Below are 21,161 nucleotides of genomic sequence, written 5' to 3' on the forward strand. Positions count from 1 at the left end.
AGCCGGTGAGCCTGGCCAAAGGCAATGGAAGCCGACGGAAGTTGCACGCGGCAAAGTAGTAGGCTAGCCTACTACTTATTATGAAAATTGGCGTTACATTTAACCCCTCAATCCACCCACCTAACATTTTTGCATTTTATGCAGGTAAAATCTCTACTCCTCACGGGGGGGGCGCTGCTCGCGGCTTCCTCGGGAGCCTTCGCCAGCGGTTTCCAGGTCGGCCTTACCGGCGCCAAAAACGTCGGCATGGGCGGCACGGGCACCGGTCTCTACCTCGACCAGGCTTCGCAGTTCTTTAACCCCGGCGCGTTTGCCTTCGCCCCTACGGGCTTCCAGATAGGTGGCAATATGGCCATTCCGCGCATCTCGTTCCGGCCCGGCGACGCCGACCAGGGCCAGCGCAACTTGCAGAATACCAACGTATTCCCTTTTAGCGGGTTCATCGGTTTCGGGCCTAAAGAAGGCAAGTGGCGCCTGGGCGTGGGCGTGTACACGCCCTTTGGCAGCGAGCTGCACTATGCCCAGGGCTGGGAAGGCCGCTACTCGCTCACCGACATCAACCTGCGCTCGGTAATGGGCCAGGCTACGGTGGCCTACGCCATCACGCCGCAGTTCAGCATCGGGGGCGGCGTAACCACGCTGCTGCTTGGCGATGTGGATTTGCAGCGCGATATTCCGGTGCAGGCGCAGGGCAACGCGGCCCCGGCCCACGCCCAGCTCACGGGCAAGGCCGAGCACAAAGTAGGCTACAACCTGGGCGTGATGTTTAAGCCCAGCGATAAGCTGAGCGTGGGCATCAGCTACCGCTCGGCCGTGAAAGCCCACGTGGCCGACGGTGATGTGACCCTAACGGGCCTGCCCGCCTCGGCGGCTGGCAGCTTCACGGCCACCAAGTTTGACGTGACGCTGCCCCTGCCCGATGTGTACAGCTTCGGCGTGGGCGTGCGGCCCAGCGACAAGCTGCTGCTGGCCTTCGACGCCAACCTCGTGGGCTGGAGCCGCTACCAGTCGCTGGACTTCCGCTACACCAACGGCGTGCTCGGCGGCAACGCCCTGTCGTCGTCCAAGCGCCAGTACCAGGATGCGCTGGCTTTCCGCATCGGCGGCCAGTACAAGGTAACCGACAACTTCACGGTGCGCGCCGGCACGTTCTACGACTTCTCGGCCGTGCGCGATGGCTTCGTAACGCCTGAAACGCCTGATGCTGACCGCATTGGCGTAACGGCCGGCCTGGGCTACACCTTCGGCGAGCGCTTCGGCATCGATGCTTCCTTCCTGTTCGAAGACTTCATGAAGCGCAGCCAGAGCCAGGACGACCTCATCAGCAACGGCACCACCGACCGCGTAGCCGGCACCTACAAAGGCACCATCTACGTGCCCGGTGTGCAGCTGTACGTGAAATTCTAAGCCCGTCTTTTCTCCTACCCAATGACTACGTTATTCACTACCGTTAAAACTGCCCGCCCCGCGCTCGCGCTGCTGGGCCTGGGTCTGGCCGGTCTGGCGGGCTGCCAGCCCAACCTCGACTCGACCAGCCCCGCCGCCTCGGCCAATGGGCTCGACTTCACGAGCTACGTGGCCGTGGGCAACTCGCTCACCTCGGGCTACACCGACGGCGGCCTCTACAACGAGGCGCAGGCTGCCTCTTACCCAGCCCTGCTGGCGCAGCAGTTTGCCACTACCGGCAAGGGCCCAGCCAGCTTCGTGCAGCCGGCTTTTTCGACGGCCAAGAAGGACGGCTCGGGCTACATCAAGCTGCAAGTGGTAAATGGAGCCCTGGCCCCGGTGCAGCCCACGGCGGCTAATAATTACCTGGGTGAGCAAGTGGCTCGCACCGGAGTTGCCCTCCCCGGCGGCGACCAGCTGGAAGCCTATTCGGGTGCTCAGCCCGATAACCTGGGCGTGCCCGGCATCTCGGTGCTCAGCAGCCTCTCGTCGCTCACGGGTGGCCTGGCGCCGTACGGGGCCATCAACCCCTTTTATGAGCGCTTGCTGACGGCGGCCGAAAAGCCGACCAAGGACTATGTTACCTACATCGGCCAGAAAACGCCCACCTTCTTCACCTGCTGGATGGGCAACAACGACGTGCTGGCCTACGCCAGCACGGGCGGCGTAGTGGCGGCCACCAACCCCTTTGGCGGCCTCACCGACACCACGCGCTTTGGTATCGGCTACCGGGCCATCCTGAGCACCATCACCAAGGGTGGCACCGTGAAAGGAGCCGTGGCCAACATCCCGAACGTGACCAGCGTGCCGTTTTTCAATACCGTAACGGTGGCTGCCGTAGCCGCCGCCTTCAAGACTGCCAACGCGGCTTCGCCGGGCGTGTTTATCCAGACCGGCACTACCGCCGCCCCCGTGGTGCGCCTGGCCACCAGCGCCGACCTGCTCACCCTGACCGCCCAGCCCTTCGTGGGTGCTGGCGCGGGTAGCACCCCCACCAATCCGGTCCTGAACCAGTACGTGCTGGATGCAACGGAAATAGCCAGTGTAGTCGCCCGCACTACCCAGCTCAACACCATCATCGCTAAAACGGCCCTGCGCTTTAAGGTGCCGGTGGTCGATGCCAACAGCTTCCTCACCCGAGTAGCCACCAGCGGCATTGCCACCAATGGCGTGAATAACACGGCCACGTTTGCCAGCGGCAACTTCTTCGGGCTCGATGGCGTGCACCCCACGCCCCGTGGCTACGCTATTATTGCCAACGAGTGGATTCGCGTTATCAACAGCTACTACGGCTCGACGATTCCGAACGTAGACCCCAACATCTACCGCGGCGTATTGCTGCCGTAAGTGCCCTAAGGCATGCTAACGAAAAAGCGCCTTCCTCCCCGGGAAGGCGCTTTTTTTTAGGGCCGGGCCGTAGTATCTTCGTACCTGCTGCTATCCAGAAAGACCGAGGGACCAGGCCCGATGACGTCTTGGCAACTTACCCCGAGTAGGTGCCAACTCCTGTTCGGCCCGCGTTTGCGGCCGAAGAAGATATCAGCCGGAACCTGCGCCGCTTGGCGCGGCTTTCTTTCTGGATAGAAGCGTTTTGCGCTTGTATTTTCTCCCGAAAGAAATGTCTGCTTCCCCCGCCGCCATCGCCCCCGACCCCGCCTGTATTTCGCCCCTGCCCGCACTCATGCGTCAGCGTCTGCTGATTCTGGACGGCGCCATGGGCACCATGATTCAGCGCTACCCGCTGGAAGAAGAGGACTTTCGGGGCACCCGCTTTGCCGACCACCCGCGCCCGCTGCGCGGCAACAATGACCTGTTGAGCTTGACGCGGCCCGATATTATCCGGGCCATCCACGCCGAGTATTTCGCGGCCGGCGCCGACATGGTGGAAACCAATACCTTCAGCGGCACTACCATTGCGCAGGCCGACTACGCCCTGGAGCACGTGGTGTATGAGCTTAACTATGAGTCGGCTAAGCTGGCCCGCGAAGTAGCCGACGAGTACTCGGCGAAAACGCCCGAGCAGCCGCGCTTCGTGGCTGGGGCCATCGGCCCCACCAACCGCACCGCCTCGCTCTCGCCCGATGTCAACCGCCCCGGCTACCGCGCCGTGACGTTTGATGAGCTGGCCACCGCCTACCTCGAGCAAACCCGCGGCCTCGTGGACGGCGGCGTAGACACGCTGCTCATCGAAACCATCTTCGACACCCTCAATGCCAAGGCCGCGCTGTTCGCGGTGCAGCAGTTCTTCAACGAAGGCGGCCGGGTGGTGCCCGTCATGATTTCGGGCACCATTACCGACGCCTCGGGCCGCACCCTGAGCGGGCAAACGGTGGAAGCCTTCTGGCACAGTATCAAGCACTTGCCGCTGCTGAGCGTGGGTCTCAACTGCGCCCTTGGGGCCGACCAGCTGCGCACCTACGTGCGCGAGCTGGCCCGTCTCGCCGATGTGCCCGTGTCGGCCTACCCCAACGCCGGCCTGCCCAACGCCTTCGGCGGCTACGACGAGAGCGCCCAGGAATTTGCCGCGCTGGTCGAGGATTATCTCAAGGAAGGCCTGCTCAACGTGGTGGGCGGCTGCTGCGGCACCACGCCCCAGCACATTGCTGAGCTTAAGAAACTAGCCGACGCCTACGGCCCCCGCGCCGTGCACGCCGGCCAGCTGCACCCTGATGCCCCGGCCGCCCAGCGCGACGCGCTCGTGGACGATGAGGCCGCCTCGGTATCGTCGCTGGCCCTCGGGGGCGGGGGTGAGAAGCTGGCCAAGGGTACTACGCACCTGGCTGGTTTAGAGCCATTTAACATCACGCCGGCCAGCCTGTTTGTCAACATCGGCGAGCGCTGCAACGTGACGGGCTCGCGCGCTTTTGCCCGGCTAATCCGCTCGGGTGACTACGAGGCGGCGCTGGCCGTGGCCCGCGCCCAGGCCGAAAACGGCGCGCAGGTGCTCGACATCAACATGGACGAGGGCATGCTCGACTCGGAGGCCGTGATGACGACCTTTCTGCACCTCATTGCCTCGGAGCCGGACATTGCGCGCCTGCCCATCATGATTGACTCCTCGAAGTGGAGCGTGCTCGAAGCCGGTCTCAAGTGCGTGCAGGGCAAGAGCATTGTCAACTCCATTTCCTTGAAAGAGGGCGAGGATGCCTTCCGCCGCCACGCCCGGCTGGTGCGCCAGTACGGCGCGGCCGTGGTAGTAATGGCTTTCGACGAAAACGGTCAGGCCGACAGCTACGAGCGCCGCATTGAAATTTGCCAGCGCTCATATGATATTCTGGTTAAGGAAGTTGGCTTCCCGGCCGACGATATTATTTTCGACCCCAACATCCTCACCGTGGGCACTGGCCTGGAGGAGCACCGCAACTACGCGCTCGATTTTATCGCGGCCGTGCAGTGGATAAAGGAGCACCTGCCCGGCTGCCGCACCAGCGGCGGCGTCAGCAACATCTCATTCTCGTTCCGGGGCAACGACGCGGTGCGCGAGGCCATGCACGCCGCCTTCCTTTACCACGCCATCCGGGCGGGGCTGGACATGGGCATCGTGAACGCCGGCCAGCTCGCTGTGTACGATGACGTGCCCAAAGACCTGCTCGAACTCTGTGAGGATGTGCTGCTTAACCGCCGCGCCGACGCCACCGAGCGCCTCGTGGATTTTGCCGAAACGGTGAAGCAAAAGGGTAAGGTCGAAGTAGTGGCCGACGCTTGGCGCAGCCTGCCTGTGGCCGAGCGCCTGCAGCACGCCCTGGTGCGCGGCATCACCGAGTTTATCGACCAGGACACCGAGGAGGTGCGCCAGCAAGTGGGCCGCCCGCTCGACGTGATTGAAGGCCCGCTGATGGCCGGCATGAACGTGGTGGGCGACCTCTTCGGGGCCGGCAAAATGTTTCTGCCCCAGGTAGTGAAGTCGGCTCGCGTGATGAAGAAAGCCGTGGCCTACTTGCAGCCCTATCTCGAAGCCGAAAAGGAAGGCGCCGCCCGCCAAACGGCCGGCAAAATACTGCTGGCCACCGTGAAAGGCGACGTGCACGACATCGGCAAGAACATCGTGGGTGTGGTGCTGGCCTGCAACAACTTCGAAATTGTAGACCTCGGCGTGATGGTGCCGCTGGAGCGAATTTTGGACGAAGCCCAGAAACAGGGTGCCGATATTATCGGCCTCAGCGGCCTGATTACGCCCTCGCTCGACGAGATGGTGTACGTGGCCCGCGAAATGGAAAAGCGCAAGCTGCAAGTGCCGCTGCTCATCGGCGGGGCCACCACCTCGCGCCTGCACACGGCCGTAAAGATTGCCCCCGCTTACTCAGGGTCAGCGGTTTACGTTAATGACGCGTCGCGCTCGGTGGGCGTAGCCGCCAGCCTGCTCGGCTCGGGTAAGGACACCTATACCCAAACCATCGCGGCCGAGTACCAGGCCCTGCGCGACGACCACGCCAGCCGCCAGCGCGACAAGAACTACCTGCCTATCAACGCCGCCCGCGCCAACGGCTACCACGCCGACTGGGAAACCACGCCCATCACCAAGCCCAGCTTCCTGGGCACGCAGGTGCTTGATAATTACCCCCTTGACGAGCTGGCGCGCTACATCGACTGGACGCCCTTCTTCCACACCTGGGAGCTGCGGGGCCGCTACCCGCGCATTCTGGAAGACGATAACCTCGGCGAAGCCGCCCGCCGCCTCTTCGAGGACGCGCAGTACATGCTGGCCGAAGTCATTGAAAACAAAAGCCTTACGGCCCGCGCCGTGCTGGGCTTCTGGCCCGCCAACACTAAGAATTACGATACTATCGAAATCTACGAGGACGACACGCGCCAGCAGGTGCGCGACGAGTTCTTCACGCTACGCCAGCAGGGCGAAAAAGGCCCCGGCGTGCACAACGTGGCCTTCTCCGACTACCTCGCGCCCAACGACAGCGGCCGCGCCGACTACCTCGGTGGTTTTGCCGTAACGGCCGGCCTGGGCATCGAAAAGCTGATTGAGAAGTACGAAGCCGACCACGACGACTACTCCAGCATCATGATAAAGGCGCTGGCCGACCGCCTCGCCGAGGCCTTTGCCGAGCGCTTGCACCAGCGCGTGCGGGAGGAGTTTTGGGGCTATTCGCCCAACGAAAACCTCTCGGGCGAGGAGCTTATCAAGGAAGAGTACCGCGGTATCCGCCCCGCGCCCGGCTACCCCGGCTGCCCCGACCATACCGAGAAAATCACGCTTTTCCGGTTGCTGGATGCGGAGAAGCAGACGGGTATCATCCTCACCGAAAACCTGGCCATGTACCCCACCGCGGCGGTGAGCGGCATGTACTACGCCCACCCGGCGGCCCGCTACTTCGGATTAGGCAAAATCGGCCAGGACCAGGTGGCCGACCTGGCCGAGCGCAAGGGGATGCCGCTGCCCGAGCTGGAGCGCTGGCTGATGCCGAATTTGAATTACGACCCGGCGTAATTTCCAGCACTCGCGCCACTTGTCATTGCGAGCCTGCGAAGCAATCGCATCAGCACGATACCTGAACAAGTCGTTCTGGTGCGATTGCTTCGCAGGCTCGCAATGACGGACGACTTTTATTCTGAACGTTACCACGCGCGGACTCACAGAGTCCGCGCTACTTCCATGAAAGTAACCGAACACCTTTCCCGCGCCGAGGGCCGCACGCTCTTCTCCTTCGAGGTGCTGCCGCCCCGTAAGGGCGAAAACATCCATACGCTGTTCTCGAATATCGAGCCGCTGATGGAGTTCAAGCCACCATTTATTGACGTCACGTATCACCGGGAGGAGTTTGTGCTGCGCGAGCGGCCGGGCGGGCTGCTCCAGCGCAAGGCCGTGCGCAAGCGGCCGGGCACGGTGGGCATTTGTGCGGCCATCAAAAACCGGTTTGATGTGGATACCGTGCCGCACCTCATCTGCGGCGGCTTTGCCAAGGAAGAAACCGAGAACGCGCTGATTGACTTGCACTTCCTGGGCATCGACAACGTGCTGGCCCTGCGCGGCGACCCCATCAAGAGCGAGGGCCACTTCCAGCCGCACGCCGATGGGCACACCTACGCCTGCGACCTGATTGGGCAGGTGGCCGACCTCAATCACGGCCGTTACCACGACCATGATGAAGACTACCAGACGGTTGGCTCCGAGCCCGTGCTGTGTACCGACTTCTGCATCGGCACGGCCGGCTACCCCGAGAAGCACTTCGAGGCCCCCAACCACGGCTCCGATATCCGCTTTCTGAAGGATAAAATTGACCGCGGGGCCGACTACATCGTGACCCAGATGTTTTTCGACAACGAAGAGTTTTTCAAATTTGAAAAACGCTGCCGGGCTGCGGGTATCACCGTGCCCATTATTCCTGGCCTAAAGCCGCTAACCACTAAAAGTCAGCTCAGTGGCCTGCCGCGTTCGTTTTTCCTAAGCATTCCGGAGGCGCTGGCGGAAGCCATTCACCAGGCCAAAGACAACGCGGCCGCCCGTGAAGTGGGCATCGAGTGGTGCCTCAACCAAAGCCGTGAGCTGATGGCCCACGGCGTGCCCTGCCTGCACTACTACAGCATGGGCAAGTCGGAGGCTATCCGCCGCGTAGCGTCGGGGCTGTTTTAAGTAATGAGCAATGAACAGTGAGCAATTACCAGAAGGGAATTGCTCACTGTTCATTGCTCATTACTAATGGAATTTCCCCTGCGGGTCGGGCATCTTGGCAATGAGCTCGCTGATGAATTGAAAGTCGAGGCTGGCGAGGCTGAGGTTCTGGCCTTTATGCAGGGCCTGCCAGGCACCGGCGTAGTTTTCCTGGTAGTAGCGCACGTGCGCCTGGGCTTGCCAAGCGTTGGCGTTGGTGCTGTCGGCGAGCAGGGCGCGCTGGGTGTATTCGCTGGCTTGCAGCAACTCCTTTTTCTTCTTGGTTTGCTCGTAGCGGCCCAGGGCGGTGGTGGCCGCGTCGGTGAGTAGCAGCGGGTTGGTGGGAGCCACGGCGAGGCCTTGCTGCACCAGCGCCTGCACGGCTTCAGGTGGGGTGGTGGGCCGCTGGCTTAGTATCACGGCCAGGCCGCGGTAGGGGTCGGGGTTTTTGGGGTCGAGCAGCCAAGCTAAGTTGAACCGCACGATAGCCGTATCAGCTTGGTTTTCTTGCAGATACTCGTAGCCCTTGGTGCTGAAGAACTTGCTGGCCTCGGGCCGCGACGGAAAGCTGCGGTCCACGTCGGCGAGCACGGCGGGGCCCACCAGCTGCTGGGCCTGGGTGGGCGTGAGGCCGCCGTAGAGGGGCTGCAATCGCTGTGGGCCGGTGGCCACCGGCGGCGCATTTTTACTGCTTTTGCCAGCTTTTTGGGCGTGGGCGGGCAGGCTGAGGGCCGCTCCTAGCAGTAGCAAAAACGCGCCACGCTGGGCACGGGAGGTAAGCCAAGAAAACACGCGGGCAAAGGGGTTAAAAAGTCAATGGAAAAAAAGCTGTCGGCCAGGCCGATACCGGGCAAAAATACACCCGGCCCCGGCGAAACGCGGGGCTACCGATTTTTCAATCAACTGCTAACCCCGCGCTGCTTACCACAGCCGCGTATCGGTGATGCCGGGCGGCAGTGGGGCCATGGTGCCCAGGCCCAGCACGCACCAGCCGTCTTCGACGCCAAAGGCGCCGCCGGGCATTACGTAGCTGGCCCAGCGCAGCAGCGTTTGGCCGCTGTAGACCTTGGTATCGGGGTCGTATTCCCTAATTAAGAGCGCGTCGCCGACCTGATAGTCACAGTCGTTCTCGCGGACGTCGAAGGGTTTGGTGCCGGCCGCTACGGCCAGAAAGCAGGGCGTCCAGAGCTGAAGCTCGTGGGTGCGGGTGCGGGCGGTGGTAACGGTAGACATGGGGGAGGCGATGTAATGTTGCATAGTAGAAAAGGGCCGCATTGGCAGGCCGAATACTTGTAATTTACGTAGAAAACGCGACAGTCGCTATTATCGTGCCGTTAAGTCTCAGCCGCTTCCGGTGGGCCGGTCCCGAGCTGCGTGCTGTAAGCCCCTCTGTATGAAGTCTTTTTTTCGCTGGCTGACCCTGCCGCCGCTGGGCCTGCTGCTGGTGGTGGCCGCCGTGCTACTGGCCAATGAGTGGGCGGTGGCCAGCGCCAGCCACCGCGTGGCCGACGTGCCCTACGTGGCCGCCTCGGCTCCCGACTTCGACGCCCAGCGCCACCTGCTCGACATTTACCAGCCCAGGGGTAAGGCCGCCGCGCCCCGGCCGGTGGTGCTCTTCATTCACGGCGGCAACTGGAACAGCGGCAGCAAAGACAACTTCCTGTACCGGGCCGTGGGCCGGCGCCTGGCCAAGCAAGGCTTTGTGGGCGTGGTGATTAGCTACCGGCTGTCGCCCCAAGTGCTGGTGACCGGGCAGGCCCAGGATGCCGCCCGCGCCCTGGCCTGGACGGTGGCGCACATCAAAGAGTACGGCGGCGACCCGGCCCGCATTGTGCTCATGGGGCACTCGTCGGGGGCGGGGCTGGCCGCGCTGCTGGCCACCGGCTCCGACACGCTGCTGGCCCGCGTGGGCCTGCCCGCCCACGCCGCCCACGCCGTGCTGCTCGACGACCCCGCCGGCCTCGACATGCGCGACTACCTCAGCAAAATGCAATATCCCGGCGATGCGCAGTACCTCATTCCGTTCAGCAAAGACCCGGTGGTGTGGCGGCAGGCCTCGGCGTTTTACCACGTGCGGGCGGGCGCGCCGCCGTTCAGCATGTACATCGGCGGCGACACGTATCCCAGCATCAGCGGCAGCAGCGAGCAGTTTCGGCAGCGGCTGAAGCAGCTGGGCGAGGAGCCGAAATTCACCGTGGTGCCCGGCAAGAAGCACGTGGCGATGGTGACGCAGCTATTCTGGAATAATAACCAGATTTACAAGGAGTTGCATCGGTTGGCGGATTGAAGGTTGTTGAAGGTAAAAAGAACGTCATGCTGAACGCAGTGAAGCATCTCTACCACGCCGTTGGGGTCAGTAATCCAACGGCGTGGTAGAGATGCTTCACTGCGTTCAGCATGACGTTCTTTTAGGGTGTTCCTTTGACCTTTTAACCCAGCCTTACTGCGCCATCGGGTAGTTCACGCCCATGTTCTCGAACATGAACGCCCATTTATCTACTTGCTCGCCAATAACTTGGGCCGTAGAGCGGCCCGCGCCGTGGCCGGCTTTGGTTTCGATGCGGATGAGCACCGGGGCCGGGCCCTGCTGGTCGGCTTGCAGGCGCGAGGCAAACTTGAAGGAGTGTGCGGGCACCACGCGGTCGTCGTGGTCGGCGGTGGTTATCATGGTGGCCGGGTAGCTGGCTGGCTTCAGGGCGTGGTAGGGCGAGTACTTGTAGAGGTAGCTGAACATCTCGGGCGAGTCCTGGGCGGTGCCGTAGTCGTAGGCCCAGCCCGCGCCGGCCGTGAATTGGTTGTAGCGCAGCATGTCCATCACGCCCACGGCCGGGAAGGCCACCTTGCAGAGGTCGGGCCGCTGGCTCATGGTAGCCCCGATGAGCAGGCCGCCGTTGGAGGCCCCCGAAATGGCGAGGTGGTCGGTATCGGTGTACTTGTTGGCCTTGAGGTACTCGGCGGCGGCGATGAAGTCGTCGAACACGTTCTGCTTTTGCAGCTTGGTGCCGGCCAGGTGCCACTTTTCGCCGTATTCGCCGCCGCCACGCAGGTTGGGCACGGCGTAGATGCCACCCTGCTCCAGCAAAATGATGTTGGAGGTGCTGAAGCCCGGCGTTACGCTGGAGTTGAAGCCGCCGTAGGCGTAGAGCAGCGTGGGGTTTTTGCCGTTCATCGCCAAGCCTTTCTTGTAGGTGATGAGCATGGGGATGCGGGTGCCATCCTTGGAGTTGTAAAATACCTGCTTCGACTCGTACTTGCTGGGGTCGAACTGCACGCCGGCCTTCTTATACACCGTGGAGGTGCTGGTGGCCAGGTCGTACTTGAAAATGGTGGGCGGATACGTGTAGGAGGTGAACGTGTAGTACGTGTCCTTGTCCAGCTTTTTGCCGCCAAAGCCGCTGGCCGAGCCCACGCCGGGCAGTTGAATGGTGCGCAGCTTCTTGCCGGCCAGGTCGTATTCCTCCACCAGCGAGGTAGCATCCTTGAGGTAGGTGGCGAATATTTTGCCACCTACCGTGCTGATATCCAGCACGTTCTTGGTTTCCGGAATCAGGTCCTTCCAATTGGCTTGCTTGGGCGCAGCGGCGTCCACGGTTACCAGCCGGTAGTTAGGGGCATTGTAGTTGGTTTGGAGATACAGCTTGCTGCCCACGTTGTCCACCACCTGGTTGATGCTCTTTTCGTCGGGCACCACGTTCACGATGGTGCTGCCAGGCTTGCTCAGGTCCTGCATGTACAGCTTGTTGCCGGTGGTGGTGTTGGCCGCCGAAATGACGAGGAAGCGCTCGTCCTCCGTTACGCTGGCCCCGATGTAGCGGTTGGGCTCTTGCTCGCCGCCAAATATCAGTTTATCCGTGCTTTGCGCGGTACCCAGCTTATGGTAGAATAGCTTGTGAATCTGCGTTTTACCGGCCAGCTGGCTGCCCGCCTTGGGCTTGTCGTAGCTGCTGTAGTAGAAGCCCGCGTTGCCCTTCCAGGCCAGGCCCGAGAACTTCACGTCCTTCAGCGTGTCGCCCACGATGGACTTATCGCCGGTTTTCAGCACAATCACTTTGCGCCAGTCCGAGCCGCCCTCCGAAATCTGGTAGGCGGCCAGGCTGCCATCCTGGGTGAAGTTGATGCCCGCCAGCGAGGTCGTGCCATCCTTGGAGAAGGTATTGGGGTCGAGAAACACCTCGGGCGCGCCGGTGCCCAACTGCCGGTACATCACGAACTGGCTTTGCAGACCCGTATTTTTGGAGAAATACGTGTACTTGCCCTCCTGGCGGGGCGCCGAAAACTTTTCGTAGTTCCAGAGTTTGGTGAGGCGCGTGCGCAGCGCCTCGCGGTACGGAATCTTGCCTAGGTAATCCTGCGTCACCTGGTTTTCGGCCTGGACCCAAGCCTTGGTATCGGCGGCTTGGTCGTTTTCGAGCCAGCGGTAGGGGTCGGCCACCTTGGTGCCGAAGTAGGTGGTTACGGTGTCGACCTTGCGCGTGGTGGGGTAGGGCAGGGGCTTAATGCTGGCCACGGCCTGCGCGCCCGCCTGGCCCACGGTAAGCAGCGCCAGGGCTGAAAGGGGAAGAAAGTACTTCATAAAGAGGGGGTTAGAGAATGGCTAAAAATCGTTTGTCATTGCGAGCGCAACGCAGTGGAGCGCGGCAATCGCACCAGAACAAATAGCCCAAACGTACGCTTTGCGCGGGTATCTTTCTGGTGCGAGTGCCGCGCTCCACTGCGTTGCGCTCGCAATGACAACCCGGTTGTTAAAGAATGACTTACCCAAAGAGCGCGCCCTGGCGCTGGGGTTGCTCGAAGGCCAGTAGCCACTGCTTGCGCACCAGCCCGCCCGCGTAGCCAGTGAGCGCGCCGTTGGCCCCGATAACGCGGTGGCAGGGCCACACAATGGCCAGTGGGTTTTGCCCGTTGGCGGCCCCCACGGCCCGCACCGATTTCGGGTTATTCAGCAGCTTGGCCACATCGAGGTACGAGGCCGTGCGGCCGTGCCCGATGCCGGCCAGCGCCGCCCACACCTGCCGCTGAAAATCGGTGCCCGTGAGTGGCGCGTACGTTAAGTCAAAATCAACCAGCTCTTTATGAAAATACGCATTCAACTGGCGGTAGGGCTCACGCAGGCAGTTGGCCAGGTCGGCGGGGGCGGTGGGCGGCGGCACGTCGTGGTCCAAGAACTGCACGGCGTGCAGCCCGGCATCGGAGGCGTGCAGGGCCAGCATGCCAATGGGCGTATACAGGTGGGCGAGGGCTTCCATTGGCTGGCGTAGTTGGTGGCGGGCGACCGCAAGGTAGGGTAGCCGCCGAAAAGCGGCACGTAACCGTCGCCAAACAAGCTGCTCATCAAGCCTCTAAAAAGAAAATGCGCCACTTGCGTTACAAATGCTTTGTACATATAAATTGTTCTGTACAAAGCATTTGTAACGCAAGTGGCGCATTTATAATACGCAGGCTACGGCGCTTAGCTCACCAACATGCGCTGGCGGCGCGGCTTAGGTTCTGCTTGCTGCACCAGGGCCTGGGTTACTACCTCCTGGGCCTCACGCAGGGCGTCGGCGCTGGCGTGGTGCAGGTGGCGGCGGGGCGGGCCATCGGGCAGCAGCTCGGCATCCCAGAGGCCCGAGCGGTGCCAGTTGTCGAGGTGGTCCCAGTCGGGGCGGTCCACGATGGGGTAGAGGCACACGCCCCACAGCGGCAGGCCGGCCCGAATGGCCGTGGCGCACTCCTGGCCAATCATGTTCCACCACAGCGGCCGGTCTACGCCGGGGTGGCTGGTTTCGGTGACCACGAAGGGGCGCTTGTATCGCTTGTGGGCCTGGGCCAGCAGGTCGCTCAGGGGCACCCAGCGGGGGTCTTTCACGGGGTCGTTCCAGCCCAGGTGGCGGTGCGGGTGCAGCTGCCACTGGTTGTCGTAGTAGTAGTTGAAGCCCACAATGTCGAGCAGGCTTTCGTGGCCGCCCAGCTCGGGGCACAGGCGGCCCGAGAGAATATCGGTGGCCTGAAACTGGTTGATATGCGCCTGCTTAGCTTCGCGCGCATGGCTGGCCCAGGGGTTGGGCGGGGCCACAATGTTCACGAGCGGCTCGGTGCTGAGGAAGCGGATGCTGGGGTCAGCTTCGCGCAGGGCCCAACTGCCTTCAATATAGGCGCGCATGAGGCCCAGCTTCACCTCCCAGCCTTGGCCCACGCAGTAGGGCGAAGTGCCGCGGGCGTCGCCGCCGAGCCACGACATAAAGCTCACCTCATTGATGGGCGTGACGATGAGCGTGCCCTCGGGCCGCTCGGCGCGATAAAAGGCCACAAACGCCCGGCAGAGCGCGGCAAAGCGCCGGGCAAACATGGGGTGCAGCGGCGTGAGGTCGTCGGGGTAGCCAAAGTGGCACAAGTCCCAGACTTGCTGAATGTTGTGGTGCTTACCAGCTGCGAGCATCGTTTTCACGGTGCTCCAGTCGTACTGGTAAGGCGTTTTTTCAATCATCGCCCACCGAATGCCCTCGCGCACGGTGCGCACATTGAACGGCCCGAGGTCGGTGTAGTCGGCATCAAGCAGCTGCAAGTGACCGGTGAGCGGCAAAAAATCGACCCGGTTGCCAAAGGCATTGAGTTGGTCGGTGCACTCGTAGCCGCCCCACCAAAACGAATCGAAGGGAGAATCTGTCGAGGTAACTGCCATAGTAATAAGTAATTGTGAAGCAGCGCGGCTGGCCTACTCGCGGCCCGCCAGCGACTTAGCTTCGATGAAAATGCGCTTGAACTCGGGGTGGCTGGCCCGGATGCTGTCCTGCACCGCCACCACCGCTTCTTCGACCTGCGCAGCCGTGAGGTGGTCGTCGAAGTCTACGTCGAGGGCCAGCATCACGTCGTCGGGGGCCAGGTACATGGTGAGGGGCGGGCGCACGGTGGCTACGCCGGGCGTGCGGCGGGCCAGGTCCTGCACCAGCAGGGTAGTTTCCTCGTTCACGCCCTCGCCAATGAGCAGCGCCTTGGTGCGCGACACTAGCAGCACGGCCACGCCCATCAGCAGCAAGCCAATAACGATGGAAGCCCCACCGTCGAACGACGGATTATTCAGTAAATGACCAAAATACACGCCCAGTAGGGCAATGAGCAAGCCCGCCACGGCAGCGGCATTCTCCAGCACCGAGGCAAACACGGCCGGGTCACGGCTGGTGCGCAGGGTGGTCCAGAAGCTGGTGCCCGCCGCCTGCTTTTCGAGCAGCGCCCGGATGGCCAGCCATAAAGCCGCGCCTTCAAACAGGATGGAAATGCCCAGCACGAGGTAATTCCACTTGGGGTCTTCGAGCGGCTCTGGGTGCTCCAGGTGCTTGATGCCTTCGTAGAACGACATGCCGCCGCCGATGGCGAAGATGAGCACGGCCACAATTAATGCCCAGAAGTACAGCTCTTTACCGTGGCCAAAAGGGTGCTGCACATCGGCGGGGCGCTGGCTGCGGCTCATGCCGTAGAGCAGCAGCCCGCCGTTGCCGGTATCCACCAGCGAATGGATGCCCTCGGAGAGCATGGCCGAGGAGCCGGTGATGTAGGCGGCCACAAATTTGCTTATGGCGATGGCTACGTTGGCGGCGATGCCGCCGTAGAGCGAGAGCTTGGAAGAAGAGTTTGCTGACATAGGCAACTGGCGTGTACGCGGCCGGCGGGCTGGGGTTGGTTTCGGGCCAGCCGGCCGCCAACGCAAAAGCCCCGCAGGTGCCGAAGCAGCGTGCGGGGCTTTTGCTTGAAAAAGAGCCTCTTATTGGACTCGAACCAACGACCTGCTCATTACGAATGAGCTGCTCTACCAGCTGAGCTAAAGAGGCATTATCCCCAACGCCTGGTGTCGTTGGGGCTGCAAATATACTATGCCGCGCCAGCGCCGCGCAACCTTCAGGGCAATTTTGTGCATCGCAGGAGTTTCTACCTAAGTAGGAACCGGCTACTGCGTGAGCCGGCCGCCAGCCGCATCCACGGTGAGCGTGGCGCTCCGGCCCACTACTAGTGCCTGGTTATCAGCCTCATGGCCCACCGGAAAGCCGTAGCCCACCGGAAAATTATAGCGCTGGGCGTAGTGGTCGATAATCTCGTAGGCCGTCTGGCCGAAGGGCACGGCATTGTCGCGCATCTGCGAAAAGTGGCCCACCGCCAGCCCGGCCAGGCCCGCCAGCTGGCCGCTGCGATGCAGGTGCAGCAGCATCCGGTCGATGTGGTAGAGGTACTCGTCGAGGTCTTCTAAAAACAGGATGCGCCCCGCAAAGCTGGCCTGCGAGCTGGTGCCCGTGAGGGTGTGTAGCAGGCTGAGGTTGCCGCCCACCAGCTCGCCGGTGGCCGTGCCGGGGCGGTTGAGTGGGTGCGAAAAAGCTTCGCAACTGCTTGACTCACTGAATAACGCGTGGTGCAGGCTAGCCAGGGCCGCTGCCCCGTTTTCCTGCCCAAACAGCACCGGCATCACGCCGTGAATGCTTTGGTAGCCCAGGTGCAGCAGGTGGCTGTTGAGCACCGTCACGTCGGAAAAGCCGGCCACCCACTTGGGGCTTTCGGCAAAGGCGCGGAAGTCCAGCTCGTCCACGAGGCGGGCGGTGCCGTAGCCGCCGCGGGCGCAAAAAATGGCCCGAATGCTGGGGTCGTCTAGCTGGCGCTGAAAGTCGCGGCGGCGCAGGTCATCGTCGCCGGCAAACTGGTGGCTGGCCGCCCCAATGCTTTCGCCCAGCACCACCTCCAAGCCCCAGCTGGTGAGGGTTTGGCGGGCAAATTCGACTTCGGCAGGGCTGATTTTGCGGGCGGGGGCCACAATGGCCACGCGCTGGCCCGGCCGGAGCGCGGGCGGAGAAATAGCAGGCATAAGGCGAGCGGCGCAGAAAAACCGCCGGCCCGCAAAGAAACCACCGCCCGCCCGTTAACCTTGGCCCGCCGACCACGCCGCTACCACCTTCTGGACCATCCGCGACTTGCTGCGGCTGATTCTACGCTGGTCGGCCTCCGTGCTGGCGGCGCGCCCGGCCAGCGCGGCTAGCCCCGTGGCGCTGGCTTACCCCAAGCCCGCAACTTCGTGCAGCTGGCTCCGCCCGAGAACTGGCGCGACCTGGGCAATGCCTAACTCCTCAACCTGATGGGCCGCCTCACGCCCACCGCCCACGAAGTGCAGCTTGCCCGCAATAGCCTCGCCGCCGGCATCTACTCGCTGAAGTTTGCGGGCCAAGCCCCGGCGCGCATCGTGTTTGAGTAAGCGCATTTAATTACCCGCCGCTACGTGCTCATTGCCAATGGCTTCCAGCAGGCGCTCCTTCCACTGCTGAAACTCGGGGCTGGTGCGGCGGCGGGGGCGGGGCAGGTCCACGCGCAGCGTCTGGCTGATGCGGCCGGGGTGGCCGTGCAGCACCACCACGCAGTCGCTGAGCACGAGGGCTTCTTCCACGTCGTGGGTCACGAGTAGCAGCGTGGGCTGGGCATCGGCCCACACATCGAGCAGGTGCTCGTGCAGGCTGGCTTTGGTGAAGGGGTCGAGGGCGCTAAAGGGCTCATCGAGTAGCAGTAGCGCCGGCCGCGTCACCAGCGCCCGCGCAATGGCCACCCGCTGCGCCATGCCACCCGACAGCTGCCGCGGCAGCGCCTCCGCAAAGGCGCTGAGGCCCACCCGCGCCAGCACGGCGGCCGTGCGCGCCGCTTGCTCAGCCACTGGCAGGTGCCGAATGCCAAAGCACACGTTGTCCTGCACGCTTAGCCAAGGCATGAGGCGCGGCTCCTGAAAGATGACGCCTACGGCCGGGTGCGGGCCGGTTAAGGGTTCATTCTCAATGAGTACGTGGCCATTGCTAGGCTTTTCCAACCCAGCCACAATGCGCAGCAGCGTGCTTTTGCCGCTGCCGCTGGCCCCCACCAGCGTCACAATTTCGCCCGCCTGTAAGTGTAGGCTGATGCCCGCCAGCGCCACCACGCCGTTGTCAAACTGCTTGCCGATATGGTCGAGTTGAAGCATCTTATTGTGTTGAACAGTAATAAATTACGTAACAATCGCCCGTCATTGCAAGCGCAACGCAGTGGAGCGCGGCAATCGCACCAGAACGACGACGTGCGGGTATCGTTTAGGTGCGATTGCCACGCTCCACTGCGTTGCGCTCGCAATGACAAATGATTATAAAATGCAATAAATCAGGTATTTGCCCCATGCGTGTCCTGCCAGCGCAGCAGGTGGCGGCCCAGCAGCGCCAGTAGCGAATCGGTGCAGCGGCCCAGCACCGCAAAGAGCAGAATGCTGGCCAGAATGGTCTGCGGGCGGCCCGTCATTTGGCCATCTACTAGCAAGAAGCCCAGGCCTTTATTGGCGCCCATAATCTCGGCGGCTACCACAAACATCCAGCCCAAGCCCAGGCCGTTGCGCAGGCCCACGAAGTAGGCGGGCAGCGTGGCCGGCAAAAATACCCGCCGCACCAGCGCCAGCCCCGACAGCCGGTACACGCGGCCCACTTCCACCAGTTTGCGGTCCACGTTTTGGATGCCGCTCATCACCCCCAGGTACACCGGAAAAAACACGCCCACCGCAATCAGCACCACCTTCGAGGTTTCGTAAATCCCCATCCAGAGGATGAACAGCGGCACCCAGGCCAGCGACGGAATATTGCGCAGCCCTTGCAGCAGCGGGTCGAGTAGGCGGCGCAGCAGTGGCAGGTAGCCCGTGAGCGCCCCCAGCCCGGTGCCCAGCGCCGTGCCCAGCCCAAAGCCCAGCAGCACCCGCCCCAGCGTGAGCCCCAGGTGCGGCCACAGCTCGCCGGTGCGCGCCAGCTCGGCTATGGTGGCCAGCACTCGCGAGGGCGCGGGCAGCAGGTTGGGCGGTAGCGCGCCGGTGCGGGCCAGCACTTCCCACAGCGCCAGCAGCAGCACGGGCAGCACCGCGCCCAGCGGCCATTGCCAGCGGCGGCCGGGCCGCGGGGCGGTGGCGCGCGCGGGCCGCGCGGCAGCCGGGGCCAGCAAGGGAGTAGTTAAAGTGGAGACGGCGGACATCTTACGAAAGGGTTAGCGAACCGCCACTGGCGAGGCCGCCAGCTTGGCCGCGTACTGTGGGTCAATCAATTCATTCACTGTCTTTTGCACGTCTGCGTTGGCGTCGATGGTGCCGCTCTTTTTGAGCACCGCCCCGGCTGCGGCGATGGTGGCGCGCTGCTGCGGGCCAAACTGCACGTTGCTGAAATCGGTGCGGCCCAACTGCTTGGCAGCCACGGCCGGGCTCAGTTTGGCCTCGGTGGCCAGGGTTTGTTGCAGCTCGGCGGGGTGCTGGCGGGCCCAGGCGCGGGCCTGCTCGTAGGCGGCCAGCACCTCGGTCACCAGTGCCGGGTGCTGCGTGGCAAATTCTTCGCGCACATTGAGCACGCCGTAGCTGTTGAACTCAGGGTTGCGGTAAAAAAGCCGCGCCCCCGACTCCACCTCGGCCTTGGCCATGTGGGGGTCGAGGCCGGCCCAAGCGTCCACGTCGCCGGTGGCCAGGGCGGCGCGGCCGTCGGGGTGCTGTAACGGAATCAGCTCAATATCTTTTTCGCTCAGCCCGGCTTGGTCGAGGGCGCGCAGTAGAAAAATATAGGGGTCGGTGCCCTTGGTAGCGGCCACGCGCTTGCCCTTGAGGTCGGCCACCGACTTGATGGCCGAGTTGCCATTCGTCACCAAGGCCGTCCACTCGGGCTTCGAGTAGATGTAGATGGCTTTCAGCGGGTTGCCATTGGCCCGCCCGATGAGCGCCGCCGCGCCCGCCGTCGAGCCAAAGTCGATGCTTTTGCCATTCAAAAACTCCAGCGCCTTGTTGCTGCCCTGGCTCAGCACCCATTCTACCTTGATATTTTGCTTGGCCAGGTCCTTTTCGAGCCAGCCCTGCTGCTTCAGCACCAGGCTCAATGGGTTGTAGTAGGCATAGTCGAGCCGCACGGTTTCGGGCGCTGCGGCCGCCGTGCCAGGGTTGGTGCTGCCGCCGCAGCTGGCCAGCAGGCCGGCCAGCACCAGCGCCCCGGTCATCCTGGCAAATGGGCGGTATGAGAAGAGGAAGTTGCGCATAAAATAAGACGAGCGTTCGCTTTAAGGGGAAGATTACTACGTGGGGGCACCGCACCCCCTACGCCGCCAGTGTGGCCGTATAAAAAAGCTCTAATGCCTGCGTTATCTTACTGGTTTCCAGCAAAAAGCCATCGTGCCCGAAGCCCGAATCCAACTCGTTGTACACCGCGCCCGGAATGCCTTCGGCAATGGCGTGCTGCTCGCTGAGCGGAAACAGCACGTCGGAGGTGATGCCTAGCACCAGCGTGCGCGCCCGAATGCCGGCCAGCGCCGCCGCCACCCCGCCCCGGCCCCGACCTAGGTTGTGCGAATCCATGGCGCGGGTGAGCACCACGTAGCTGTAGGCGTCGAAGCGGGCCACCAGCTTGTTGCCCTGGTAGCGCTGGTAGCTGCTGGCCCGAAAGTCGCGCAGGCGCTCGGGGTCGGGGTCGGTTTGGGTGTTGCCGTAGGCCTCGTAGCCGCGGTAGCTGAGCAGGGCTACGGCGCGGGCCGCCGCCAGGCCGGCATCGCCGCCGCCAGGCCGGTTTTCGTGGTAAGTAGCGTCGGCCTCAATGGCCAGCCGCTGCGCCTCGTTAAAGGCAATGCCCCAGGCCGAGTGCCGGGCGCTGGTAGCAATAACTACCAGGTGGCCAATGACTTCGGGCTGGCTCGTGGCCCACTCCAGCGCCTGCTGGCCGCCTAGCGAGCCACCAATGAGTGTATGAATGTGGGCCAGACCTAACTCCTGCCGCAGCGCCTCGTGGGCCGCTATAAAGTCGCGGATAGTTACCAAGGGAAACTCCTGAAAGCGGCCCTGCCCGGTGGCCGGGTCGGCATCGAGCGGGCAGGTGCTGCCGTAGCACGAGCCCAACACGTTGGCGCACACGATAAACCAGTCGGCCGGGTCAAAAAAGCAGCCTTTCCCAAACAGCCCCGGCCACCAGTCCAGCACGTCGGCGTTGGCCGTGAGGGCGTGGCACACCCACACCACATTATCGCGGGTGGCGTTGAGCTGGCCCCAGGTGCGGTAGGCTACGCGGGCACCGGCCAGCGCGTCGCCGCTTTCCAGCGGAAAGGGATTAGGAAGGTGAAAAAACTGACTGTCCATGCTAAGCGA

General features: G+C 63.0%; 16 protein-coding genes, 1 tRNA gene and 1 riboswitch. Of the genes, 5 read left to right on the forward strand and 12 right to left on the reverse strand.

What is annotated here, in order from left to right; translation table 11 throughout:
* The first annotated feature begins 138 nt into the window (after window positions 1-138).
* The 4 genes from ACYVGC_RS05845 to metF all read left to right on the forward strand — a co-directional run bounded on the left by ACYVGC_RS05845 (window position 139) and on the right by metF (window position 8,029).
* On the forward strand, window positions 139-1,407 hold the full coding sequence (locus ACYVGC_RS05845; RefSeq protein ID WP_460582853.1) for an OmpP1/FadL family transporter: 1,269 nt from the start codon (window positions 139-141) through the stop codon (window positions 1,405-1,407).
* 21 nt (window positions 1,408-1,428) lie between these two features.
* Entirely contained in the window at window positions 1,429-2,793 is a 1,365-nt protein-coding gene (locus ACYVGC_RS05850) for an SGNH/GDSL hydrolase family protein (RefSeq protein ID WP_460582854.1), read from the forward strand.
* An 87-nt stretch (window positions 2,794-2,880) separates the two neighbouring features.
* Window positions 2,881-2,989: riboswitch (SAM riboswitch) on the forward strand.
* Between the two features lie 75 nt (window positions 2,990-3,064).
* Window positions 3,065-6,886: a methionine synthase gene (gene metH / locus ACYVGC_RS05855; RefSeq protein WP_460582855.1), complete on the forward strand. Its 3,822-nt coding sequence runs from the start codon at window positions 3,065-3,067 to the stop codon at window positions 6,884-6,886.
* A gap of 165 nt (window positions 6,887-7,051) precedes the next feature.
* Window positions 7,052-8,029: a methylenetetrahydrofolate reductase gene (gene metF / locus ACYVGC_RS05860; RefSeq protein ID WP_460582856.1), complete on the forward strand. Its 978-nt coding sequence runs from the start codon at window positions 7,052-7,054 to the stop codon at window positions 8,027-8,029.
* 63 nt (window positions 8,030-8,092) lie between these two features.
* On the opposite strand, the gene ACYVGC_RS05865 is transcribed toward metF, so the two are convergent.
* Complete coding sequence (locus ACYVGC_RS05865) at window positions 8,093-8,839, reverse strand: tetratricopeptide repeat protein (protein ID WP_460582857.1); 747 nt, start codon at window positions 8,837-8,839, stop codon at window positions 8,093-8,095.
* Between the two features lie 129 nt (window positions 8,840-8,968).
* Window positions 8,969-9,280, reverse strand: coding sequence for an ASCH/PUA domain-containing protein (locus tag ACYVGC_RS05870; protein ID WP_460582858.1), 312 nt, complete (start codon window positions 9,278-9,280; stop codon window positions 8,969-8,971).
* A 160-nt stretch (window positions 9,281-9,440) separates the two neighbouring features.
* On the opposite strand from ACYVGC_RS05870, the gene ACYVGC_RS05875 reads away from it, so the two are divergent.
* Entirely contained in the window at window positions 9,441-10,334 is an 894-nt protein-coding gene (locus ACYVGC_RS05875; protein ID WP_460582859.1) for an alpha/beta hydrolase, read from the forward strand.
* A gap of 153 nt (window positions 10,335-10,487) precedes the next feature.
* Here the strand turns inward: ACYVGC_RS05875 and ACYVGC_RS05880 are convergent, their stop codons facing one another.
* From ACYVGC_RS05880 to ACYVGC_RS05925, 10 genes are all read right to left on the reverse strand, one after another.
* A complete protein-coding gene (locus ACYVGC_RS05880; RefSeq protein ID WP_460582860.1) occupies window positions 10,488-12,620 on the reverse strand; it encodes a prolyl oligopeptidase family serine peptidase in 2,133 nt (710 codons plus the stop codon).
* A gap of 181 nt (window positions 12,621-12,801) precedes the next feature.
* The gene (locus ACYVGC_RS05885; protein ID WP_460582861.1) at window positions 12,802-13,293 is read right to left on the reverse strand and encodes a methylated-DNA--[protein]-cysteine S-methyltransferase; all 492 of its coding nucleotides are present in this window, start codon (window positions 13,291-13,293) and stop codon (window positions 12,802-12,804) included.
* A 203-nt stretch (window positions 13,294-13,496) separates the two neighbouring features.
* Window positions 13,497-14,708 (reverse strand): amine oxidase, encoded by a 1,212-nt coding sequence (locus ACYVGC_RS05890; protein ID WP_460582862.1) that lies wholly within the window; start codon window positions 14,706-14,708, stop codon window positions 13,497-13,499.
* A gap of 33 nt (window positions 14,709-14,741) precedes the next feature.
* Window positions 14,742-15,665, reverse strand: coding sequence for a cation diffusion facilitator family transporter (locus ACYVGC_RS05895; RefSeq protein ID WP_460582863.1), 924 nt, complete (start codon window positions 15,663-15,665; stop codon window positions 14,742-14,744).
* A 114-nt stretch (window positions 15,666-15,779) separates the two neighbouring features.
* Window positions 15,780-15,852, reverse strand: a tRNA-Thr gene (locus ACYVGC_RS05900).
* 116 nt (window positions 15,853-15,968) lie between these two features.
* Window positions 15,969-16,871, reverse strand: coding sequence for a S66 peptidase family protein (locus ACYVGC_RS05905; protein ID WP_460582864.1), 903 nt, complete (start codon window positions 16,869-16,871; stop codon window positions 15,969-15,971).
* Between the two features lie 390 nt (window positions 16,872-17,261).
* Window positions 17,262-18,005, reverse strand: coding sequence for an ABC transporter ATP-binding protein (locus ACYVGC_RS05910; RefSeq protein WP_460582865.1), 744 nt, complete (start codon window positions 18,003-18,005; stop codon window positions 17,262-17,264).
* Window positions 18,006-18,178: 173 nt separating this feature from the next.
* Complete coding sequence (locus tag ACYVGC_RS05915; RefSeq protein WP_460582866.1) at window positions 18,179-19,027, reverse strand: ABC transporter permease; 849 nt, start codon at window positions 19,025-19,027, stop codon at window positions 18,179-18,181.
* A 12-nt stretch (window positions 19,028-19,039) separates the two neighbouring features.
* Window positions 19,040-20,065, reverse strand: a complete 1,026-nt coding sequence (locus ACYVGC_RS05920; RefSeq protein ID WP_460582867.1) for an aliphatic sulfonate ABC transporter substrate-binding protein — start codon at window positions 20,063-20,065, stop codon at window positions 19,040-19,042.
* 58 nt (window positions 20,066-20,123) lie between these two features.
* A complete protein-coding gene (locus ACYVGC_RS05925) occupies window positions 20,124-21,152 on the reverse strand; it encodes a homoserine O-acetyltransferase family protein (RefSeq protein ID WP_460582868.1) in 1,029 nt (342 codons plus the stop codon).
* Between the last annotated feature and the right edge of the window lie 9 nt (window positions 21,153-21,161).

Source organism: Hymenobacter arcticus (assembly GCF_054779975.1).

Coding starts and splice junctions, on each gene's coding strand:
- ACYVGC_RS05845 (WP_460582853.1), top strand. CDS start 139: ATGCAGGTAAAATCTCTACTCCTCACGGGGGGGGCGCTGCTCGCGGCT.
- ACYVGC_RS05850 (WP_460582854.1), top strand. CDS start 1,429: ATGACTACGTTATTCACTACCGTTAAAACTGCCCGCCCCGCGCTCGCG.
- metH (WP_460582855.1), top strand. CDS start 3,065: ATGTCTGCTTCCCCCGCCGCCATCGCCCCCGACCCCGCCTGTATTTCG.
- metF (WP_460582856.1), top strand. CDS start 7,052: ATGAAAGTAACCGAACACCTTTCCCGCGCCGAGGGCCGCACGCTCTTC.
- ACYVGC_RS05870 (WP_460582858.1), bottom strand. CDS start 9,280: ATGTCTACCGTTACCACCGCCCGCACCCGCACCCACGAGCTTCAGCTC.
- ACYVGC_RS05875 (WP_460582859.1), top strand. CDS start 9,441: ATGAAGTCTTTTTTTCGCTGGCTGACCCTGCCGCCGCTGGGCCTGCTG.
- ACYVGC_RS05880 (WP_460582860.1), bottom strand. CDS start 12,620: ATGAAGTACTTTCTTCCCCTTTCAGCCCTGGCGCTGCTTACCGTGGGC.
- ACYVGC_RS05885 (WP_460582861.1), bottom strand. CDS start 13,293: ATGGAAGCCCTCGCCCACCTGTATACGCCCATTGGCATGCTGGCCCTG.
- ACYVGC_RS05890 (WP_460582862.1), bottom strand. CDS start 14,708: ATGGCAGTTACCTCGACAGATTCTCCCTTCGATTCGTTTTGGTGGGGC.
- ACYVGC_RS05895 (WP_460582863.1), bottom strand. CDS start 15,665: ATGTCAGCAAACTCTTCTTCCAAGCTCTCGCTCTACGGCGGCATCGCC.
- ACYVGC_RS05905 (WP_460582864.1), bottom strand. CDS start 16,871: ATGCCTGCTATTTCTCCGCCCGCGCTCCGGCCGGGCCAGCGCGTGGCC.
- ACYVGC_RS05910 (WP_460582865.1), bottom strand. CDS start 18,005: ATGCTTCAACTCGACCATATCGGCAAGCAGTTTGACAACGGCGTGGTG.
- ACYVGC_RS05915 (WP_460582866.1), bottom strand. CDS start 19,027: ATGTCCGCCGTCTCCACTTTAACTACTCCCTTGCTGGCCCCGGCTGCC.
- ACYVGC_RS05920 (WP_460582867.1), bottom strand. CDS start 20,065: ATGCGCAACTTCCTCTTCTCATACCGCCCATTTGCCAGGATGACCGGG.
- ACYVGC_RS05925 (WP_460582868.1), bottom strand. CDS start 21,152: ATGGACAGTCAGTTTTTTCACCTTCCTAATCCCTTTCCGCTGGAAAGC.